Genomic DNA, 17,000 nt, shown 5'->3' with positions numbered 1-17,000 from the left:
GGGTTTTTTAAATATAAATGAAGAAGGAAAAATATGGCAAATGTTAATGGAAATAAATGTATAGATGAAAAAGAATATAAAACTCCATGTGCAGATTGTCATGATACCAAAATAGAACAAAATGATCCAAAATTAGAGATGCTTAAAACTGCAAAAATCGACGCGATTAACAAAAAAACAAACGTGCTTAGAAAAAAAGCCAAAAAAAATGAAAAATCAGATGAGGAAGATTGGAAATCTAAATATTTGGAGTGGATTGCTGTTCTGCCGGCAGGAGGATTACAGCTGCTGGCGGGGGTATTGGTAAAGAATATTTGGAAGAGTTTAGCTATATTGTTGTTGGGGATATTTATACTAAAAGAGATTGAGCATATAATAGAAAAAATTTCTAAAAAAAGTATTGGTAAATGGAAAAACAGAATATTAAACTGTGAAATAATTATCCATTTTAAAAATGAGAAAATTAGGAAAGGAATTTTTCAGGAGGATATAGGTTTCACACAATATGAAATAGAATGTCAAAAAGAAAGAAAAGCAGCATCTTGGGAATGTATCCAGGATTTATTTGCATTTCAAAATAGGGTAAAAAGAATTGTGCGCAGGGCGATAGGACTAGCTGTTTTTGTAGTTGGTCTAAATGTGGCAATAGTAGGATTTAATAATTTAGATGCATCTGAAACAATAGAACAAGGCGATAATATGGCGAATAAAGATAATGCCGATAGTTACAAAGCTGAACAGAAACAAAAGGGAAAAACTGAAGAGAGAACAGAAGTAATAGCTGAAGAGGAAACAAATGAAGAAGAGGAGGTTGATGAAACAGAAGAGGCATTTAATCTGTTATGGAATTTATATCTGAGTGATCTGCAAATGGATGAAATTGTTAGTCTAGAAAATGCATTATCTGAAGCAAAGAATTTTTGTGTACAATGGATTGATAATGAACATTTTAAAGAGATAGATCGATGGCTATATACTGATATGGAAGTATATGATCTGGAAAGTTTTAGAAATGTGACTTTAAAAGAAAGAAATCTTTCGATAAATGATAACGCAAATGGAAGTATTCTTTTGAAATTGGGTAAGACTTACAGTAGTTCTATAGATGAATTTTTGGAGTCTTGCGGAGGTGTTAATATAACAGAAAGAACGATAGGAATTGCCTGCCTTAGAGGCACAGATATTTATATGAGTGCATTACGGCATGGAGTAAGCAGAAAGTCAGTGAAGGAAGAATGCTATAAGGGCGCAGCTTTGCTTCTGAGAGAGTTTGCAGATGAAGTATACGAGAAACAAAAATACAGGGAACTTGATAAATTGCAGAAGGAAGAACAGTCTGCAAAAGAATTTGTCCTTTATACATATTCAGCAGTATGTTATGAAAATGCAGCAGAGTATGGAGATGCTTTATGTAAGAAAGAAGCAGAAAAGATGAAAGCAGCTGCGAAAGACAACTGGGCATCATTTAAAAACTGGGTACCGTAGTCAAAGATTTGCAGCGAATAATTACAATATTAATATTCCTTGCTTTTACCTCAAAAAAAGCGTAAAATAATGAAGATGTTTAACTTAAACACTAAGACAAAAATGGAGGTTTGCATATGAGAAAAATGGGTAAGCATATCCCGGGGATGATCGTGACGCTGTTGGTTTTGATCGCTGCGATCGTGTTTGCAGTTATGCTCCTGAATATGAAAGTAGTCCCGACCAAGTTCCTGGCTGGTATTGGTTTGTTTATGCTGGTGCTGATTTTGATCGTTGGGGCTCTTGTCTGGAGTACTGATGGTAAGATAAGGTTTGTTGTAGGTGTGATGCTGGCAGCTGTTTTTGCGGCTGTGTTCATTCTTGGAAGTATGTATATTTATAAGACACATTCCGCACTTGCAGGGATTTCCGGTGTAAATACTGAGGTGACTGAGGTTGGTATTTATGTCCGTGCAGATGATGCCGCGGATTCTGTTGCCGCTACAGCAGATTATGTGTATGGTGTGCTGACAGATCTTGACAGAGAGAACTCTGATAAGGCGATTCAGGAAGTTGATTCTGAGGTTGGCAAGAGTGTTCAGGTTCAGGAGTATACAGGACTTACAGAGCTTGTAGACGGGCTTCTGAATGGCCAGACAGGTGCGATCGTACTGAACAGTGCATATTTAAGCGTTATTGAAGAGATGGATGGATATTCCGATGTTTCTTCAAGAATCAAAGAGCTGACAGTGAAGAAGGTAGAGACAACTATCGAACCGCAGGAGACTGAGAATGAGACAGCACAGAATACCAATGATGGTTCTGTATATACGATCTTTATCAGTGGTATTGACAGCCGAAGTGGTCTTGTGGCGAAGAGCCGAAGCGATTCCAATATTATTGCAACTGTGAATACAAATACAAGACAGGTACTGCTTGTTTCTACACCTCGTGATTATTTTGTTCCGCTTTCTATTTCAGGAGGACAGAAGGATAAGCTGACACATGCTGGTATCTATGGCATCAATGTATGTATGGATACTCTTGGAATGCTTTATAATGAGGATATCAATTATTATTTCAGGATCAACTTTGCAGGTTTTGAGCAGCTGATCGATGCACTGGGCGGTGTTACTGTTTATTCTGATTATGATTTTGATTCCAAGAATGAGACAGGATATCATTTTAACCAGGGGGAGAACTTACTGAATGGTGAGCAGGCACTGGTGTTCAGCCGTGAGCGTTATGCTTTTACTGAGGGAGACCGTCAGCGAGGTAAGAACCAGATGGCTGTTATCAAGGGTGTGATCAACAAGGCTCTTTCACCGGAGCTTCTGAAAAATTATTCATCTGTTCTTTCCAGCATTCAGGGATGCTTTGAGACAAATATCTCTTATGAGGAGATCGCGAGACTGCTTCAGCAGCAGCTGAATAATGGTGGTTCCTGGAATATTGTAAGCTACAGTGTAGATGGCAGCGGTGATACACAGAAGCCGTACTCCATGAGTCAGAAAGCTTATGTTATGATTCCGGATGAGTCTACAGTTCAGAAGGCTGAAGAGATGATGAAGAAGGTTCGTAATGGAGAGTCTGTTTCTCAGGAAGAGGCTGATGCAGCTACATCTGCAGCCGCTGCAGCAGATAATGATGTGCAGGCAACAGCAGAAGGCAGCACAGCTGCTGCTCAGGGAGAAACAGCCAATGCCACACAGGACGGCAGTGCAGAGACACAGCCGGCAGATGGTACTGTGCAGCAGTAATATAAATGTAGCGTGGATGGTAATAGCGTAAGGCTGCATTAAAGAAATCATAAAATTAGATAAATTAGATAACAATAATACAACAGCCCGGGAAGCACAAATAATTTCCCGGGCTGTATTTATATTATTGTATACGTATTACAGAATTTCTTTCAGATATCTCTCCAGTGCGTCCTGCCATGTAGGAAGGGGCTGGAAGCCGTTTTTCATAAGTTTGGACTTATCCAGGCGGCTGTTAAATGGTCTGACTGCTTTGGATACGCCGTATTCTGCAGTTGTGACAGGAGAAACTTCTACTTTCTCGTATTCTTTGTGGCCGAGGGCAGCAGCCTGGCGGAAGATTTCTTTTGTGAAATCATACCAGCTGATGTAGCCGCCTTCGTTGGTTGCGTGATAGTAGCCATATTTTTCTGTTTCCAGCATGTCTACCAGAAGGCGGGCAAGGTCGAAGGTATAGGTTGGTGTACCGATCTGGTCGCTGACAACAGTAAGTTTGTCATGAGTTTTTCCGAGGTTTACCATGGTACGGATGAAGTTCTTGCCATTTTTGCCGAATACCCAGGCAATACGCACGATAAAGAATTTATCTACAGTGCCGGATACAGCAAGCTCGCCGTCCAGTTTAGTCTGGCCGTATACGTTCTGTGGGGCGTAGTCCTTGCAGTCAGGATCCCATGGAGCAGTTCCCTGACCATCGAAAACATAGTCAGTGGAAATGTACATCATCTTAATGCCAAGCTCTTTGCAGATATCTGCAATGTTCTGGGTTCCCACAACATTGACAAGACGTACTTTTTCGCGGTTCTCCTCATCCTCGGCAGCGTCTACAGCTGTCCATGCGGCACAGTGTACCACAGCGTCCGGCCTCACTTCGCGGATCACTTTTGCGACAGCATCTTTATCTGTGATATCAAGCTGTACATACGGCATGGCAGTAACTGGTGTACCGTCAGCAATGCCGCTGTAGGAAGGAGCGATGTCACTTCCTACACCTTCATGGCCACGTCCGGAGAGTTCATTCATTACGTCATGGCCAAGCTGGCCGCCAACGCCTGTTACGAAAAATTTCATGCTTTAACCTCCTCACGGTTTCCATACATTTTTTCGTAGTAGTTCTGGTACTCGCCGGAGATGATAGTTTCCCACCACTCTTTATTATCAAGGTACCATTTGATCGTCTTTTTGATACCGTCTGCGAATTTTGTTTCAGGGAGCCATCCAAGTTCGTTGTGGATCTTGGTCGGATCGATAGCGTAACGCATATCATGACCTTTACGGTCAGCTACATGTGTGATCAGGCTCTCAGGTTTGCCGAGCTCTTTGCAGATCAGTTTAACGATGTCGATATTTTTCATCTCATTATGTCCACCTACGTTGTAAACCTCACCTACGCGTCCTTTGTGGATGATCAGGTCAATAGCGCGGCAGTGGTCTTCAACATAGAGCCAGTCACGGACGTTCTCACCTTTTCCGTAAACAGGAAGAGGCTTGTCATTCAGTGCATTGGCAATCATAAGAGGAATCAGCTTTTCCGGGAAGTGATACGGACCATAGTTGTTGGAGCAGCGACTGATGGTTACAGGCAGGCCGTATGTTCTGTGGTAAGCAAGAACAAGAAGGTCAGCACCGGCTTTGGAAGAGCTGTACGGGCTGCTTGTGTGGATCGGAGTTTCCTCTGTAAAGAAAAGGTCCGGTCTGTCAAGCGGAAGATCTCCGTAAACCTCATCAGTGGAAACCTGATGATAACGCTGGATACCGTATTTACGGCAGGCATCCATAAGAACAGCAGTACCTTTGATGTTTGTGTCAAGGAATACTTCCGGGTTCTCGATGGAACGGTCTACGTGGCTCTCAGCTGCGAAGTTTACTACGATGTCCGGATGCTCTTCTTCGAAGAGTTTGTAAACCGCATCACGGTCTGTGATGCTTTCCTTTACGAAGCGGAAATTCGGTTTGTCCATAACCGGTGCAAGAGTGGAAAGATTTCCTGCATAAGTCAGGCAGTCCAGGCATACGATGCGATAGTCAGGATGAGCCTCCATCATATGAAAAATAAAATTGCTTCCGATAAATCCGGCACCGCCGGTAACGATAATTGTCATGTGAAAAAATCTCCTTTTATAATATTATTCAGTGAAGTGCGTCCAGATATTTGCCATCCAGAACATCCTTCAGATACTGTCCATACTGGTTTTTCTTGAGGATTTCATAAACCTTGAGAACATCATCCTTTGTGATCCAGCCATTTAAGTATGCGATCTCCTCAAGGCACGCGATCTTACGGTGCTGATGCTGCTCCATGGTTTTTACGAAGTTAGTTGCCTCAACAAGGCTTTCATGTGTACCGGTATCCAGCCATGTAAATCCCTGTCCCAGAAGCTCAACATTCAGCTGACCTTTCTCAAGATAAATGCGGTTCAGGTCTGTGATCTCAAGCTCGCCTCTTGCACTTGGTTTCAGATTCTTTGCATACTCAACAACTTTGTTGTCGTAGAAGTAAAGACCTGTTACGCAGTAGTTGCTTTTCGGCTGTGCCGGTTTCTCTTCAATGGAAACAGCTTTTCCGTTCCGGTCAAATTCTACGATTCCGAAACGCTCCGGATCATCTACATAGTATCCGAAAACAGTAGCACCCTTGCCTGATTCAGCATTGTCAACAGCTGCTTTCAGGCGTTTTTTAAGGCCGTGTCCTGCAAAAATGTTGTCGCCAAGAACCATGCATACTGTGTCATTGCCGATGAATTCCTCACCGATGATGAAAGCCTGAGCCAGTCCGTCCGGGCTTGGCTGTACAGCATAAGTAAGGTTTACGCCGAACTGATGTCCATCTCCAAGAAGCTCCTCAAATCTTGGTGTATCCTGAGGTGTGGAAATGATCAGGATATCACGGATGCCTGCGTTCATAAGAACGGACATCGGATAGTAGATCATCGGTTTGTCGAAGATCGGCAGAAGCTGTTTGGATGTTACCATGGTAAGCGGGTAAAGACGTGTTCCAGAGCCGCCTGCTAAAATAATTCCTTTCATATCGTTTCTCCTTTACATTGTGATGTGCAGCATTGACGTACCTGCACTTTTTACTGTGACCTCATTATAAAAGATGACGTAAGGTCACTTTCAAGAGACTTTTTTCATATTTTTTATTTTTGTCTATTTTTCACAAAGAAATACGCCGGCATCCTTGGTAATGCGGAAACCTTTGGCAGTTTTTTTTGTGGCAAAGGCTCGGAATTCTTTGTAGTGGTCAAGAATATATTGATTCTGATTGCCATGACAGGAGAGAACATAGGAAATCAGTGGCTCTGCATCCTGGACCAGGAGAAAATCTTCGTAGGAGTGCCATTTTGCATCCGGGAAAAAAGGATCCAGGATTTTCCTGCCGTTTTCTCTTCCGAAACGTTCATAAAGTTTATCAGCGGAGAGAACGATTCGATCGTCAAAATCTTCTACAAGCTGGCTGACTTCCTGCATATGGGCTTTCCCGTAGGCACTGCAGAGAAAATGTCCTCCAGGGGAAAGCACGCGGCAGACCTCTTTCAGCACAGCAGGGATATCATCACAGTAAAAAAGTACATGATTGGCAATCACCAGATCAAAGCTTTCATCTTTGTAAGGAATCTTTTTGCAGTCAAAAGCCCGGAAAGCAAAGCGGGTATCAGAAGAACCGATGGCTCGTCTGGCATCTCGGAGCATCCCGCTGGAAATATCGGAAAGTGTAATGGAAATATCTTCCGGGATCAGCGAAAGATTCTCAGTCCATAAGGTTCCGTCACCGCAGCCAAGTTCCAGGATACGAAGTCCCGGTCTGATATGACATTGCTGGAAGATCCATGGGAACCAGCCCTGTTTGTTCTGAGAGTACAGATTGTGGAGGTTGATCCTGGAGGAAATATTGGTGGCATTCTGATACTGGTTTTTGAGACTTTTTTCCATGCCTGTAAGGTGGATCAGGTTCAGCATCTGGCTCCAGTCGATGGTGTGCTGCTCCTGAATCACCTGCGCTGTATCCTGGATGGCTTTTTCCACCAGCTGCATCTGTTCAATCCGGTCACGGACAAGACGAAGCTGGATATTAAGGGAATTGAGCATAAAATGGTAGTCAGAATCGCCGATCGTCATTTCGCGGATATCATCCAGGGAAAAGCCAAGGTATTTCAGCAGCAGGATCTGCTGAAGCCTTGCAAAATCCTCGTCTGTATAAAAACGTGCGCCGGATTCGGTGACGAGAGAGGGTTTCAGGATATCCTGTTTATCATAATAGCGGACAGTACGCAGAGTTACGTGTGCCATGCGGGCAAATTCGCCGGAAGAATAGTAGCCGTCTTTTTTCATAAAAAATAGAATCCTTTCTGAGGAAATAACAAACATCCTGTCATAGAAGTCATAAAAGAATTATAATTCAGATCCGGAAGCCGTACAAGAGTAAAACGTATAAGAGCAAACCGTACAGGAGAAAAACAGCATTGACAAAATTCTGCTGGTTTGTTAGTATATCGTTTCGAAAAAAAGGGAACCCCGGAATCATATTTCCGGGATAAGCGTTCGATATAAAAAGGAGTAATTTTTATGCGAAACCGTACTCTGGATATGGTAAAGGCGATCTGTGCTTATGCAGTTGTGCTTCTTCACGTCCATTTTCCGGGAAATGCCGGAATCATAGCCAATGTACTTGCCAGATTTGCAGTACCTGTGTTTTTTATGGTATCCGGATATTTTTGTTTCCGTGGCGATGATACGGAATTTATAAGAACCGGAAAAAAGATCCGGCATGTTCTGAAGCTGATGCTTGTGGCATTTCCGGTCTGCTGTCTGTGGGAGCTGATCCAGAATTACATCGACGGAGCAAGCCAGAAGGAATGGCTGGAAGCCCTGGTTTCGGGGGAACATATCCGCCAGTTTCTTCTATATAATAACAGCTCTCAGGTGAAATGGCATCTGTGGTTTCTCCCGGCACTGCTCTATTGTTATCTTCTTTTTGCCCTGGCAGCAAGATTCCGGATTTGTAAGCAGGCATATGTTCTGATACCGGTGCTTCTTCTGATCCATTTTGGAATGGAGGAATTTTCGACCTTCCTGTTCCCGGAAAAGCATTTCCGTGTTATGCAGTTTCGAAACTATCTGTTTACCGGATTTCCGTTTTTTATGTTGGGACATCTGATACACAGACATCAGGAAAAGCTGGAAGCCTGGTTTGCCGGAAAAAAAGTGTTTCTTTTGTATGGCATGGTAGCTGGCGGCGGGATCGCAAGTCTGCTGGAATACCGGTATTTTGGCAAACTGGAATTGTTTCTGGGTTCAGTATTTATGGCTGTTGGCCTTTTTCTCATTGCAATCATGGGAAAGAATCGGAAAGTGCCCGAGCTTCCGGCAGCCATCGGACAGAAATATGCGTTTTTTATTTATCTGTTTCATCTCTGCGTGGCTGATATCCTGAAGGATGTGGCTGTGGCAGCTGGAATTGAGAAAAATCTTTTATATCTGTGGATGAGACCGGTGATGGTCTGTATTCTTGTGACTGCTGTGGCGGTAATGTATGGATATGGAATGAGGATCTGTCGGAAATAGAAGAGTTTATGGTATTTTCATATTTATGCGCTGTGATTTTGTACCAAAATATGCTAAAATATCCTTTATTGATAAGTCGCAGCATCCACCCGGAGGATGCGGGGAAAGCGACTGGAATATCCCGCTTCAGGATAAAAAATACTGAGACATGAAAGACAAAGGAGATTTTTATGGATTTACAAAACAGAGCGGAGGCCGGCAGTGACGGACACGATGAGAGTGTACTGAATCCGGAGATGCCCAACGAAACTGATCTGACGAAGAAGGAACGCCGCCGGATCGAAAAAGAGAAACTGAAGGGAATGGGAACAGGTAAGAAGATTCAGTATATCTGGATGTATTATAAGATACATATGCTGTGCGTGCTTCTTGCCATTGGCGGAGTCTGTCTGGGAGTGAATATTTATCGTCACGCACAGATGAAGACGGTGCTTTCCATTGCAGTGGTGAATGCAGGGAATTTTGACTCTGAGAAGGTGGAAGAGGATGCTCTGAAGACACTGGGAACAGAGGATAAATATGCAGAAGTCAGTGTGGCGCAGAATCTGATGACGGACGAGACAGGAGAGGATTTTGATTACTATGCCAGGATCGCATATGTGACGGAAATCCAGAGTGCTACCGTTGATGTCCTGATCATGCCGAAGGAACTCTATGAACATGAGAAAGACAGCGGAATGTATGCAGATCTCAGGGAAACATTTGGAGATGAGGTGTTTGAGTCTCTGGGCGCTGTGGATGATCAGCATCTGGAGCTTGACGGCAACAGTAGTGTTGCAGAGGAATTTGGCCTGAGATATGATCCGGTGTGCATCTGCCTTCCGGGTAATGTGAAGAATAAGGATAATGCGTTGAAATGGATCCAGTCTGTTCTGAAATGACGGATCCATATGCTTAGCTGAGTACAGAGATAAATAAGGCCTCCGGTTCGTAACACAGGAACCGGAGGCCTTATTATATATGAATATTACAGTGTATCGTTACGTTTGATGTAGCCAGGCTCATCAGCAGGACTGATGATCTCCTTGGCATGTGTGATCTTGGCATGCTTGTCTACGACCAGATTTTCGATATGGACATTCTCACCGATGGTGCAGTCCGCAAGAACGACACAGTTCTTGATAACAGCGCCCTTTTTGATGGTACAGCCACGTCCGACAATGGAATTCTCTACAGTTCCCTCGATCATGGAGCCGTTGGAGATAACGGAGTTGGAAACATTAGCTGTGTCAAAATAATGGGTCGGACAGGAGTTGTTGGTGCGTGTATAGATCGGCCAGTTATCATGGAAAAGATCCGTTGCAGTTTTGTAGTCGATCAGATCCATATTTGCATCGTGATAGCTCTTGAAATCAGTGATCGATGCAAAATATCCGCGATGAGATATACCACGCACATCCAGCTCACCGTCTCTGCAACCGGCATTGATCACGTCTGCAAGGGTATAAAGAGAGGAAATCTCTTTTGCCTTATGGATGAGGCTGATGAAAAGCTCCTTGCTCATTACGTAGGTATCCATGAAAATGTTGCGGTTCTTTGCATTGCCGTGGTTGTGCTCAATGGAGAGAACACCCTTCTGACGGTTCAGGTTCAGGATGTGGCAGTTCAGATGGTTCTCCTTGGCATTATCAACGGAATGATAAAGCATGGTCACATCCGCGCCGGATTCGATATGGGCATCGATCAGCTTGGAGTAGTCGGTGGTGTAGATCATGTAATTCGGAGCGATAACAACATACGGATAATGAACTGCTTCGATGCACTCCAGATTGGAGTAGTAGTTGTCGATATCGGTGTTATAGATATCGTTGACTCCGGAATGCTCTGAAAAGAGGATCTGGAGATTACCGCTCTTGGAGTTGATGTTGTAGTGACGTCCGGTTCCGAGATGTTCCACAAGAGAACGGGGTTTGTTCTTTACATAGACCTGAATGTACTCGATCCCGCTGTTGGTCATATTTGAGATCGGGAAGTCGATGACACGATATCTTCCGAGAAATGAAAAGGCGCCGATCGCACGGTAGTCCTGAAGCCCCTCCACATGGATATTTCTTTCTGAGGAATTCACGATTCCAAATGCTTTAAACATATTACTCAGCCCCCTTTACACGTTTTGATACAAGTTCGATGTGCTCACTGTCCTTGGAACCGACACGAGCGTTGGCACCGATCACGACTCCGCCTGCAACGAGAGCACGCTGGACAACGGCACCTGCCTCGACAACAACACCCGGCATCAGGACACTGTCGATGATCTTGGCACCAGGACCGACCTTGACGCCTGTGAAAAGTACAGAGTTGGTGATCTCACCCTCCACAACACAGCCCTGAGTGATGAAAGCAGTGTTGATCACAGCGGTATCACAGATATACTGTGGAAGAGATGTAGCATCCTCAGTGTAGATCTTCCAGGTAGGATCGTTAAGATCCAGTTCACTGTTTGGACTGAGAAGATCCATGTTTGCTTCCCAGAGGGAATCAATGGTTCCTACATCCTTCCAGTAGCCTTTGAACTTGTAGGCGTAGAGTGCCTTATCCTGTGCTAGGAGTGTAGGGATGATGTCTTTACCGAAATCGTGATTGGAATCTGGATTTTTGATATCTGCCAGCAGGAGCTTGCGCAGAAGCTTCCAGTTGAATATGTAGATACCCATGGAGGCAAGATTGCTCTTCGGGTGTTCCGGTTTCTCTTCAAATTCCACGATGCGGTCATCTTCACCGGTGTTCATGATACCGAAACGGCTGGCTTCCTTCATGGGAACCTCGATAACTGCAATAGTCGCATCTGCCTTATGTTGGATATGGTCATCAAGCATCTTTGCATAATTCATCTTATAGATGTGGTCACCGGAAAGGATCAGAAGGTATTCCGGGTTCTGTGAGTCGATGAAATCAATATTCTGAGAGATCGCATCAGCTGTTCCACGGTATACATCCAGACCGGCATCAGCCTTCTCACGTGGAGGAAGTACATAAACTCCGCTGTCCTTGGCATCAAGGCCCCAGCGGCCACCGGCTGCTACATAGCTGTTCAGTAAAACTGATTCATACTGTGTCAGTACACCTACGACATCAATGCCACTGTTGGCACAGTTACTGAGCGGAAAATCTACGATACGGTATTTACCGCCATAACCAACGGCTGGCTTGGCAACTTTATTCGTCAACTCGTGAAGACGACTTCCTCTTCCACCGGCCAGGATCATTGCTAACATACTGTTTTGTTTCATGGCGAATCCTCACTTTCATTTCTTGTTTACCGCCAGGAAAAAATTAACCATTAAAACGATAAACTTTGTTCATATTATACACCTTTTTGAAATGGAAATCTAGTTTTTTGTGCAAAAAAACGTTATTTTTGTGTTAAAATTTTTAGCAGATAAGTAAAATTCATGGCATGATTTGTCGGATAAGAACGAAACATACAAAGTCAGTCCACAATGCCGGAGAAAAATCAGAAACATTCAGGTCCGGATATGCTTGTGCATAAGAGGGAAAAAGTGTATTCTGAAAAAAACAACGTAAAATATAACAAAATACTTCGGGAGGAAATGTGATGCAGGAAGAAAAAATTTCCAACTATGTGAAGCTCTGCATGGAATGGGCGGATAAATTTATGCAGATGGATCGGAAGGATCTGTTAAGACGGGTTCCTGAGCTGAAAGAAGAAAAAGGATATCTGACGATAGAGCATTTTGGACGAAAATATGGGATCAGTGAAAAGGATGGAAGTATCTGCAGCCTGGATGGGGATCAGGAGCCGGGCACAACGGAGATGCTAAATATTTATACACTCCTTGGCTACGCAAAAGAAGGCGCTTTTTTTATGGACAGGTGGGTTCCTTTTGCAGATCTTCGCAATGCCAGGCCTTTTGCACCAGCATACAAGATCGGTGAGACGGATGTGTTCAGTGCAACATTTTCCGGCCATGCGAAGGAGCTGCGGGAAGCTTTTATAAAACTTGGAGGAAAAGGACTTCCTCAGGGAGATGTGGGCTATGAGATCAAAGCGTTCCAGTGCATTCCACTGCGGTTCTTTTTCTGGGATCGTGATGAGGAGTTTGAAGCAGAAGGAAACATTCTCTTTGATTACAGTGCAACGGATTTCAATCACGTGGAAAGTGCAGTATCCATTGCTGACGTAGGAATCAAACGTCTGGCAGAGATTGCAGGCTTGCCTCTCCGGGGAAAAAATTTCCACATGCATTAAGATAACAGCCAAAAGCGAGGCAAAGCTGCTTTTGGCTGTTTTAACCAGTGACAATAAGAGGTTCATTATTTCTTTTGAACACTCTTTTCTACAAGGTTCAGCACTGCGTACAGACCCATAGCAATGATGCACAGGATCACAATGGACATCAGCACCCAGGTGAGCTTAAAGGTCTGGCTGCCGTAGATAATAAGATATCCAAGGCCTCTTCTGGCACCGATGAATTCGCCGATGATCACGCCAACCAGACAAAGGCCGATATTTACCTTCATAACACTTAAGATCAGAGGAACAGAAGCTGGCAGAACGATTTTTGTCAGCTTCTCTTTTTTATGTCCGCCAAGAGTTTCGATCAGTTTCAGTTTATCCGGATCAGCCTGGCAGAAACCGGAATACAGATTGATGATGGAGCCAAAGATGGCAACGGATATACCGGCTACAACGATGGTACGTTCATTGGCACCGAGCCATACAATAAGAAGCGGCGCAAGAGCTGATTTCGGCAGACTGTTGAGAACCACAAGATAAGGTTCCAGAACCAGGGAAGTCCGTGGAGAGCACCAGAGAAGGACTGCGGTTCCCACACCCAGGAGCACAACAAAAAAGAAACTGACAAGAGTCTCTGTCAGCGTAACTGCAATATGGAAAAAAAGCGACTGATCCCTGCACATGGTGAGGAAGGTTTTTGCAATCAGGGATGGACTGCTGAAAATAAAAGAGTCGATCCATCCGCGTGCGGCGGACACTTCCCAGAGTCCCATAAACAGGACAAAGATAAGGATGCGCGCTGCAAAAATCAGGTGTTTTTCTTTTTTCTTCTGGGATAGATATTGTTTCTGTCGGGTGGAAATTTCAGGCATTTTTGTTCAGCTCCTTCCATATAAGATTGAAATATTTTTTGAAATCAGGAGCATTCCGGGAAGTCAGAGGGGTACGTTTTTCCACAGAAAGATGGATATCCACTACTTTTTGAACTGTGGCAGGACGGGCGGAAAGAACCAGCACCTGGTCAGCCATGCTGATAGCCTCAGAGATATCATGCGTCACCAGAATGGCAGGCTTGCCTGAGCTTTTGAGGATTTTTCCGATGTCGTCACTGACATTCAGCCGTGTCTGGTAATCCAGCGCAGAAAAGGGCTCATCCAAAAGTAAAAGTTCAGGCTCCAGCACAAGGGTGCGGATCAGTGCTGCGCGCTGGCGCATACCGCCGGAAAGCTGGGAAGGCCTGGCATCCCGAAAGCGGTCAAGACCGTAGGTGTGAAGAAGCTCTTCTGCGTGTGCAAGCTTTTCAGGGGTGAGTTCTCCACGGATCTCAAGGCCAAGGAGGATGTTTTTATAGATGCTGCGCCATTCCAGAAGATGGTCCTTCTGGAGCATGTATCCAACAGACGTACTGCCGGAAGAAACTGTTTTTCCCTTTAGAGTGATGGAGCCGCATTCAGGTTCGATCAGGCCGGCGATAAGGTTAAGAAGGGTGGATTTTCCGCAGCCGGAAGGTCCTACAATGGACAGGAATTCACCAGGCATCAGGTCAAAGGATATATGGGAAAGGGCGGGTGTCTCGCCGGATAAGGTGTGATAGGAAAGACACACATCCCGTACTTTTAAGACAGGATCCATGAATATTTGCCTCCGTTTCATATTTGATGGTATAATATTATCATATGTCTGAATCATAAGAAGGCGCACGGATAAGAGAATGTTCCGTGGTGCCGGGGATAGATTCGGCAATATAGAAAATGATGATTACAGTTTACAGGTAATATATTCAGAGTATTGCTGGTCATGCAGCAAACAGTAATGAATACGATGGACGGAAAGGAGATCCGATTTTGAATAAAAGAAATTATCAGAAAGAGCTGGATAAGCTGATCGAAAATGTTCGGAAAGAAGGCAGAACCCCCAGACTTTTTCTTCACGCCTGCTGTGCGCCGTGCAGCAGTTATGTGATGGAATACCTGTCACAGTATTTTGAGATCACCATATTTTTTTATAATCCCAATATTGCGCCTGAAGAAGAATATGCTCACAGGGTGGCAGAGATCCGCCGGCTGATCGGAGAGATGGAGTTTACCCATCCGGTGTCTCTGGTGGAAGGACATTATGATCCGAAGGAATTCTATGATATGGCAAAAGGTCTGGAGGATGTGCCAGAGGGAGGGGAACGCTGCTTTAAGTGCTATCGTCTGCGTATGGAAGAGGCGGCGAAAATTGCCAGGGACGGCGGTTATGATTATTTTACCACCACTCTTAGTATCAGTCCTTTGAAAAATGCAGAAAAGATCAACGAGATCGGTGAGGAGCTGTCAGGGATTTATAAAGTCACTCACCTGCCGTCTGATTTCAAGAAGAAGAACGGCTATAAGCGTTCCATTGAATTATCCCATGAGCACGAATTATACAGGCAGAACTACTGCGGATGTGTTTTTTCAAAAAGAGAAGCCCAGGAGCGGGACAGGCAGAGAAACGCAGAAAATGTATAAGTATGAAAATCTTTGCATTTTTATGAAAGTATGGTACACTAACACAGAGAAGTGCAGAAGAATTTTTGCCCGACAAAATATTTTCTGCAGCAAAAAAGAAAAGTGAGGAAGAATAATATGGCACAGTTATGGGGAGGCCGTTTTACAAAAGAAACGGACAAGCTGGTTTATAATTTTAACGCATCGATTTCCTTTGACCGGAAATTTTACAGACAGGATATCCGCGGAAGCAAGGCACATGTAGCCATGCTTGCGAAACAGGGGATTCTGACAGAAGAAGAAAAGAATCAGATCACAGAGGGACTGGACGGAATCCTGGCAGATGTGGAGGCAGGCAAGCTTGAGATCACATCTGAATATGAGGATATCCACAGCTTTGTGGAGGCAAACCTTATCGATCGTATCGGGGATGCAGGAAAGAAGCTTCACACAGGAAGAAGCCGTAATGACCAGGTAGCTCTTGATATGAAGCTTTATGTCAGGGATGAGATCGATGAGACAGATAAAGAGCTGAAAGACCTTCTTCTTGCCCTGCAGAAGATCATGGAAGAGAACGTACACACCTATATGCCCGGATTTACTCATCTTCAGAAGGCACAGCCGGTAACTCTGGCTCACCACGTGGGTGCTTATTTTGAGATGTTCCGAAGAGACAGAGACAGACTGTTCGATATCCGTAAGAGAATGAATACCTGTCCTCTTGGAGCAGGAGCACTGGCAGGAACTACTTATCCGCTGGACCGTGCCTATACTGCAGAGCTTCTTGGCTTTGATGCACCGACCAGAAACAGCATGGATTCCGTATCTGATCGAGATTACGTGATCGAGCTTCTCAGTGCGTTTTCTACCATTATGATGCACCTGAGCCGTTTTTCCGAGGAGATCATTCTGTGGAACTCCAATGAGTACCGTTTCGTTGAAATCGATGATGCATACAGCACTGGCAGCAGTATCATGCCGCAGAAAAAGAACCCGGATATCGCAGAGCTTGTCCGCGGGAAAACAGGCCGTGTCTACGGTGCGCTGACATCTATCCTTACAACCATGAAGGGAATTCCGCTTGCATACAACAAAGACATGCAGGAAGACAAAGAGCTTACTTTTGATGCTATTGACACTGTAAAGGGCTGTATCGCTCTGTTTACAGGCATGGTTTCTACTATGCAGTTTAACAAGGCGAACATGGAGGCAAGTGCAAAGAGAGGCTTTACAAACGCTACAGACGCAGCAGATTATCTGGTAAATCACGGAGTTCCGTTCCGTGATGCTCATGGTATCGTAGGAAGATTGGTTCTCCTTTGCCTGGACAGAGGAATCTCCCTGGATGAGCTTCCGCTCTCTGAGTACAAGGAGATCAGCCCTGTGTTTGAAGAGGATATCTACGAAGCTATCAGCATGAAGACCTGTGTGGAGAAACGTGTAACATTAGGTGCACCTGGACCGGATGTGATGAAACAGGTGATCGCTCAGAATAAAGATTATCTTAAAAAAAATTAAGATAATGCTTGCATTTTTGGA

Annotated in this window: 15 protein-coding genes; 7 read left to right on the top strand and 8 right to left on the bottom strand. The window is 44.4% G+C overall.

Annotation, left to right across the window (positions count from 1 at the left end):
- Positions 1–33: 33 nt before the first annotated feature.
- Both HFM85_RS07120 and HFM85_RS07115 read left to right on the top strand, forming a co-directional pair.
- The gene (locus HFM85_RS07120) at positions 34–1,485 is read left to right on the top strand and encodes a hypothetical protein (RefSeq protein WP_173737579.1); all 1,452 of its coding nucleotides are present in this window, start codon (positions 34–36) and stop codon (positions 1,483–1,485) included.
- Positions 1,486–1,601: 116 nt separating this feature from the next.
- Entirely contained in the window at positions 1,602–3,224 is a 1,623-nt protein-coding gene (locus tag HFM85_RS07115) for an LCP family protein (RefSeq protein ID WP_173737580.1), read from the top strand.
- A gap of 138 nt (positions 3,225–3,362) precedes the next feature.
- Here HFM85_RS07115 and rfbD read toward each other — a convergent pair whose 3' ends face one another.
- The 4 genes from rfbD to HFM85_RS07095 form a co-directional block, all read right to left on the bottom strand.
- Entirely contained in the window at positions 3,363–4,295 is a 933-nt protein-coding gene (rfbD, locus tag HFM85_RS07110; RefSeq protein ID WP_173737581.1) for a dTDP-4-dehydrorhamnose reductase, read from the bottom strand.
- Complete coding sequence (rfbB, locus tag HFM85_RS07105) at positions 4,292–5,326, bottom strand: dTDP-glucose 4,6-dehydratase (RefSeq protein ID WP_015525710.1); 1,035 nt, start codon at positions 5,324–5,326, stop codon at positions 4,292–4,294. Before rfbB ends, rfbD begins: the two co-directional genes overlap by 4 nt.
- Before the next feature lie 28 nt (positions 5,327–5,354).
- Positions 5,355–6,251 carry a glucose-1-phosphate thymidylyltransferase RfbA gene (rfbA, locus tag HFM85_RS07100; protein ID WP_173737582.1) on the bottom strand — a complete coding sequence of 299 codons (897 nt, stop codon included), beginning with the start codon at positions 6,249–6,251 and terminating at the stop codon, positions 5,355–5,357.
- Between the two features lie 123 nt (positions 6,252–6,374).
- Complete coding sequence (locus HFM85_RS07095) at positions 6,375–7,556, bottom strand: MerR family transcriptional regulator (protein ID WP_173737583.1); 1,182 nt, start codon at positions 7,554–7,556, stop codon at positions 6,375–6,377.
- 234 nt (positions 7,557–7,790) lie between these two features.
- Here HFM85_RS07095 and HFM85_RS07090 point away from each other — a divergent pair, with 234 nt between their 5' ends.
- Entirely contained in the window at positions 7,791–8,789 is a 999-nt protein-coding gene (locus HFM85_RS07090) for an acyltransferase (protein WP_173737584.1), read from the top strand.
- Between the two features lie 170 nt (positions 8,790–8,959).
- Positions 8,960–9,670 carry a hypothetical protein gene (locus HFM85_RS07085; protein ID WP_173737585.1) on the top strand — a complete coding sequence of 237 codons (711 nt, stop codon included), beginning with the start codon at positions 8,960–8,962 and terminating at the stop codon, positions 9,668–9,670.
- Between the two features lie 86 nt (positions 9,671–9,756).
- Here HFM85_RS07085 and glgD read toward each other — a convergent pair whose 3' ends face one another.
- Positions 9,757–10,878, bottom strand: coding sequence for a glucose-1-phosphate adenylyltransferase subunit GlgD (glgD, locus tag HFM85_RS07080; protein WP_173737586.1), 1,122 nt, complete (start codon positions 10,876–10,878; stop codon positions 9,757–9,759).
- A gap of 1 nt (position 10,879) precedes the next feature.
- On the bottom strand, positions 10,880–12,019 hold the full coding sequence (locus HFM85_RS07075; RefSeq protein WP_119239971.1) for a glucose-1-phosphate adenylyltransferase: 1,140 nt from the start codon (positions 12,017–12,019) through the stop codon (positions 10,880–10,882).
- A 326-nt stretch (positions 12,020–12,345) separates the two neighbouring features.
- Here HFM85_RS07075 and HFM85_RS07070 point away from each other — a divergent pair, with 326 nt between their 5' ends.
- Positions 12,346–12,999 carry a DUF3786 domain-containing protein gene (locus tag HFM85_RS07070; RefSeq protein ID WP_173737587.1) on the top strand — a complete coding sequence of 218 codons (654 nt, stop codon included), beginning with the start codon at positions 12,346–12,348 and terminating at the stop codon, positions 12,997–12,999.
- 65 nt (positions 13,000–13,064) lie between these two features.
- Here HFM85_RS07070 and HFM85_RS07065 read toward each other — a convergent pair whose 3' ends face one another.
- Positions 13,065–13,859 (bottom strand): ABC transporter permease, encoded by a 795-nt coding sequence (locus HFM85_RS07065; RefSeq protein ID WP_173737588.1) that lies wholly within the window; start codon positions 13,857–13,859, stop codon positions 13,065–13,067.
- The gene (locus HFM85_RS07060) at positions 13,852–14,619 is read right to left on the bottom strand and encodes an ABC transporter ATP-binding protein (protein WP_173737589.1); all 768 of its coding nucleotides are present in this window, start codon (positions 14,617–14,619) and stop codon (positions 13,852–13,854) included. The genes HFM85_RS07065 and HFM85_RS07060 overlap by 8 nt, the downstream gene beginning before the upstream one ends.
- Positions 14,620–14,831: 212 nt before the next feature.
- Here HFM85_RS07060 and HFM85_RS07055 point away from each other — a divergent pair, with 212 nt between their 5' ends.
- Positions 14,832–15,482 (top strand): epoxyqueuosine reductase QueH, encoded by a 651-nt coding sequence (locus tag HFM85_RS07055; RefSeq protein WP_173737590.1) that lies wholly within the window; start codon positions 14,832–14,834, stop codon positions 15,480–15,482.
- A gap of 117 nt (positions 15,483–15,599) precedes the next feature.
- Positions 15,600–16,979 (top strand): argininosuccinate lyase, encoded by a 1,380-nt coding sequence (gene argH / locus HFM85_RS07050; protein ID WP_173737591.1) that lies wholly within the window; start codon positions 15,600–15,602, stop codon positions 16,977–16,979.
- Positions 16,980–17,000: the final 21 nt, after the last annotated feature.

Origin of the sequence: Blautia schinkii, assembly GCF_013304825.1 — a bacterium.
GTDB classification, from domain to species: Bacteria; Bacillota; Clostridia; order Lachnospirales; family Lachnospiraceae; genus Blautia_A; species Blautia_A schinkii_B.
This window is presented reverse-complemented; position numbering and strand designations above follow the sequence as displayed.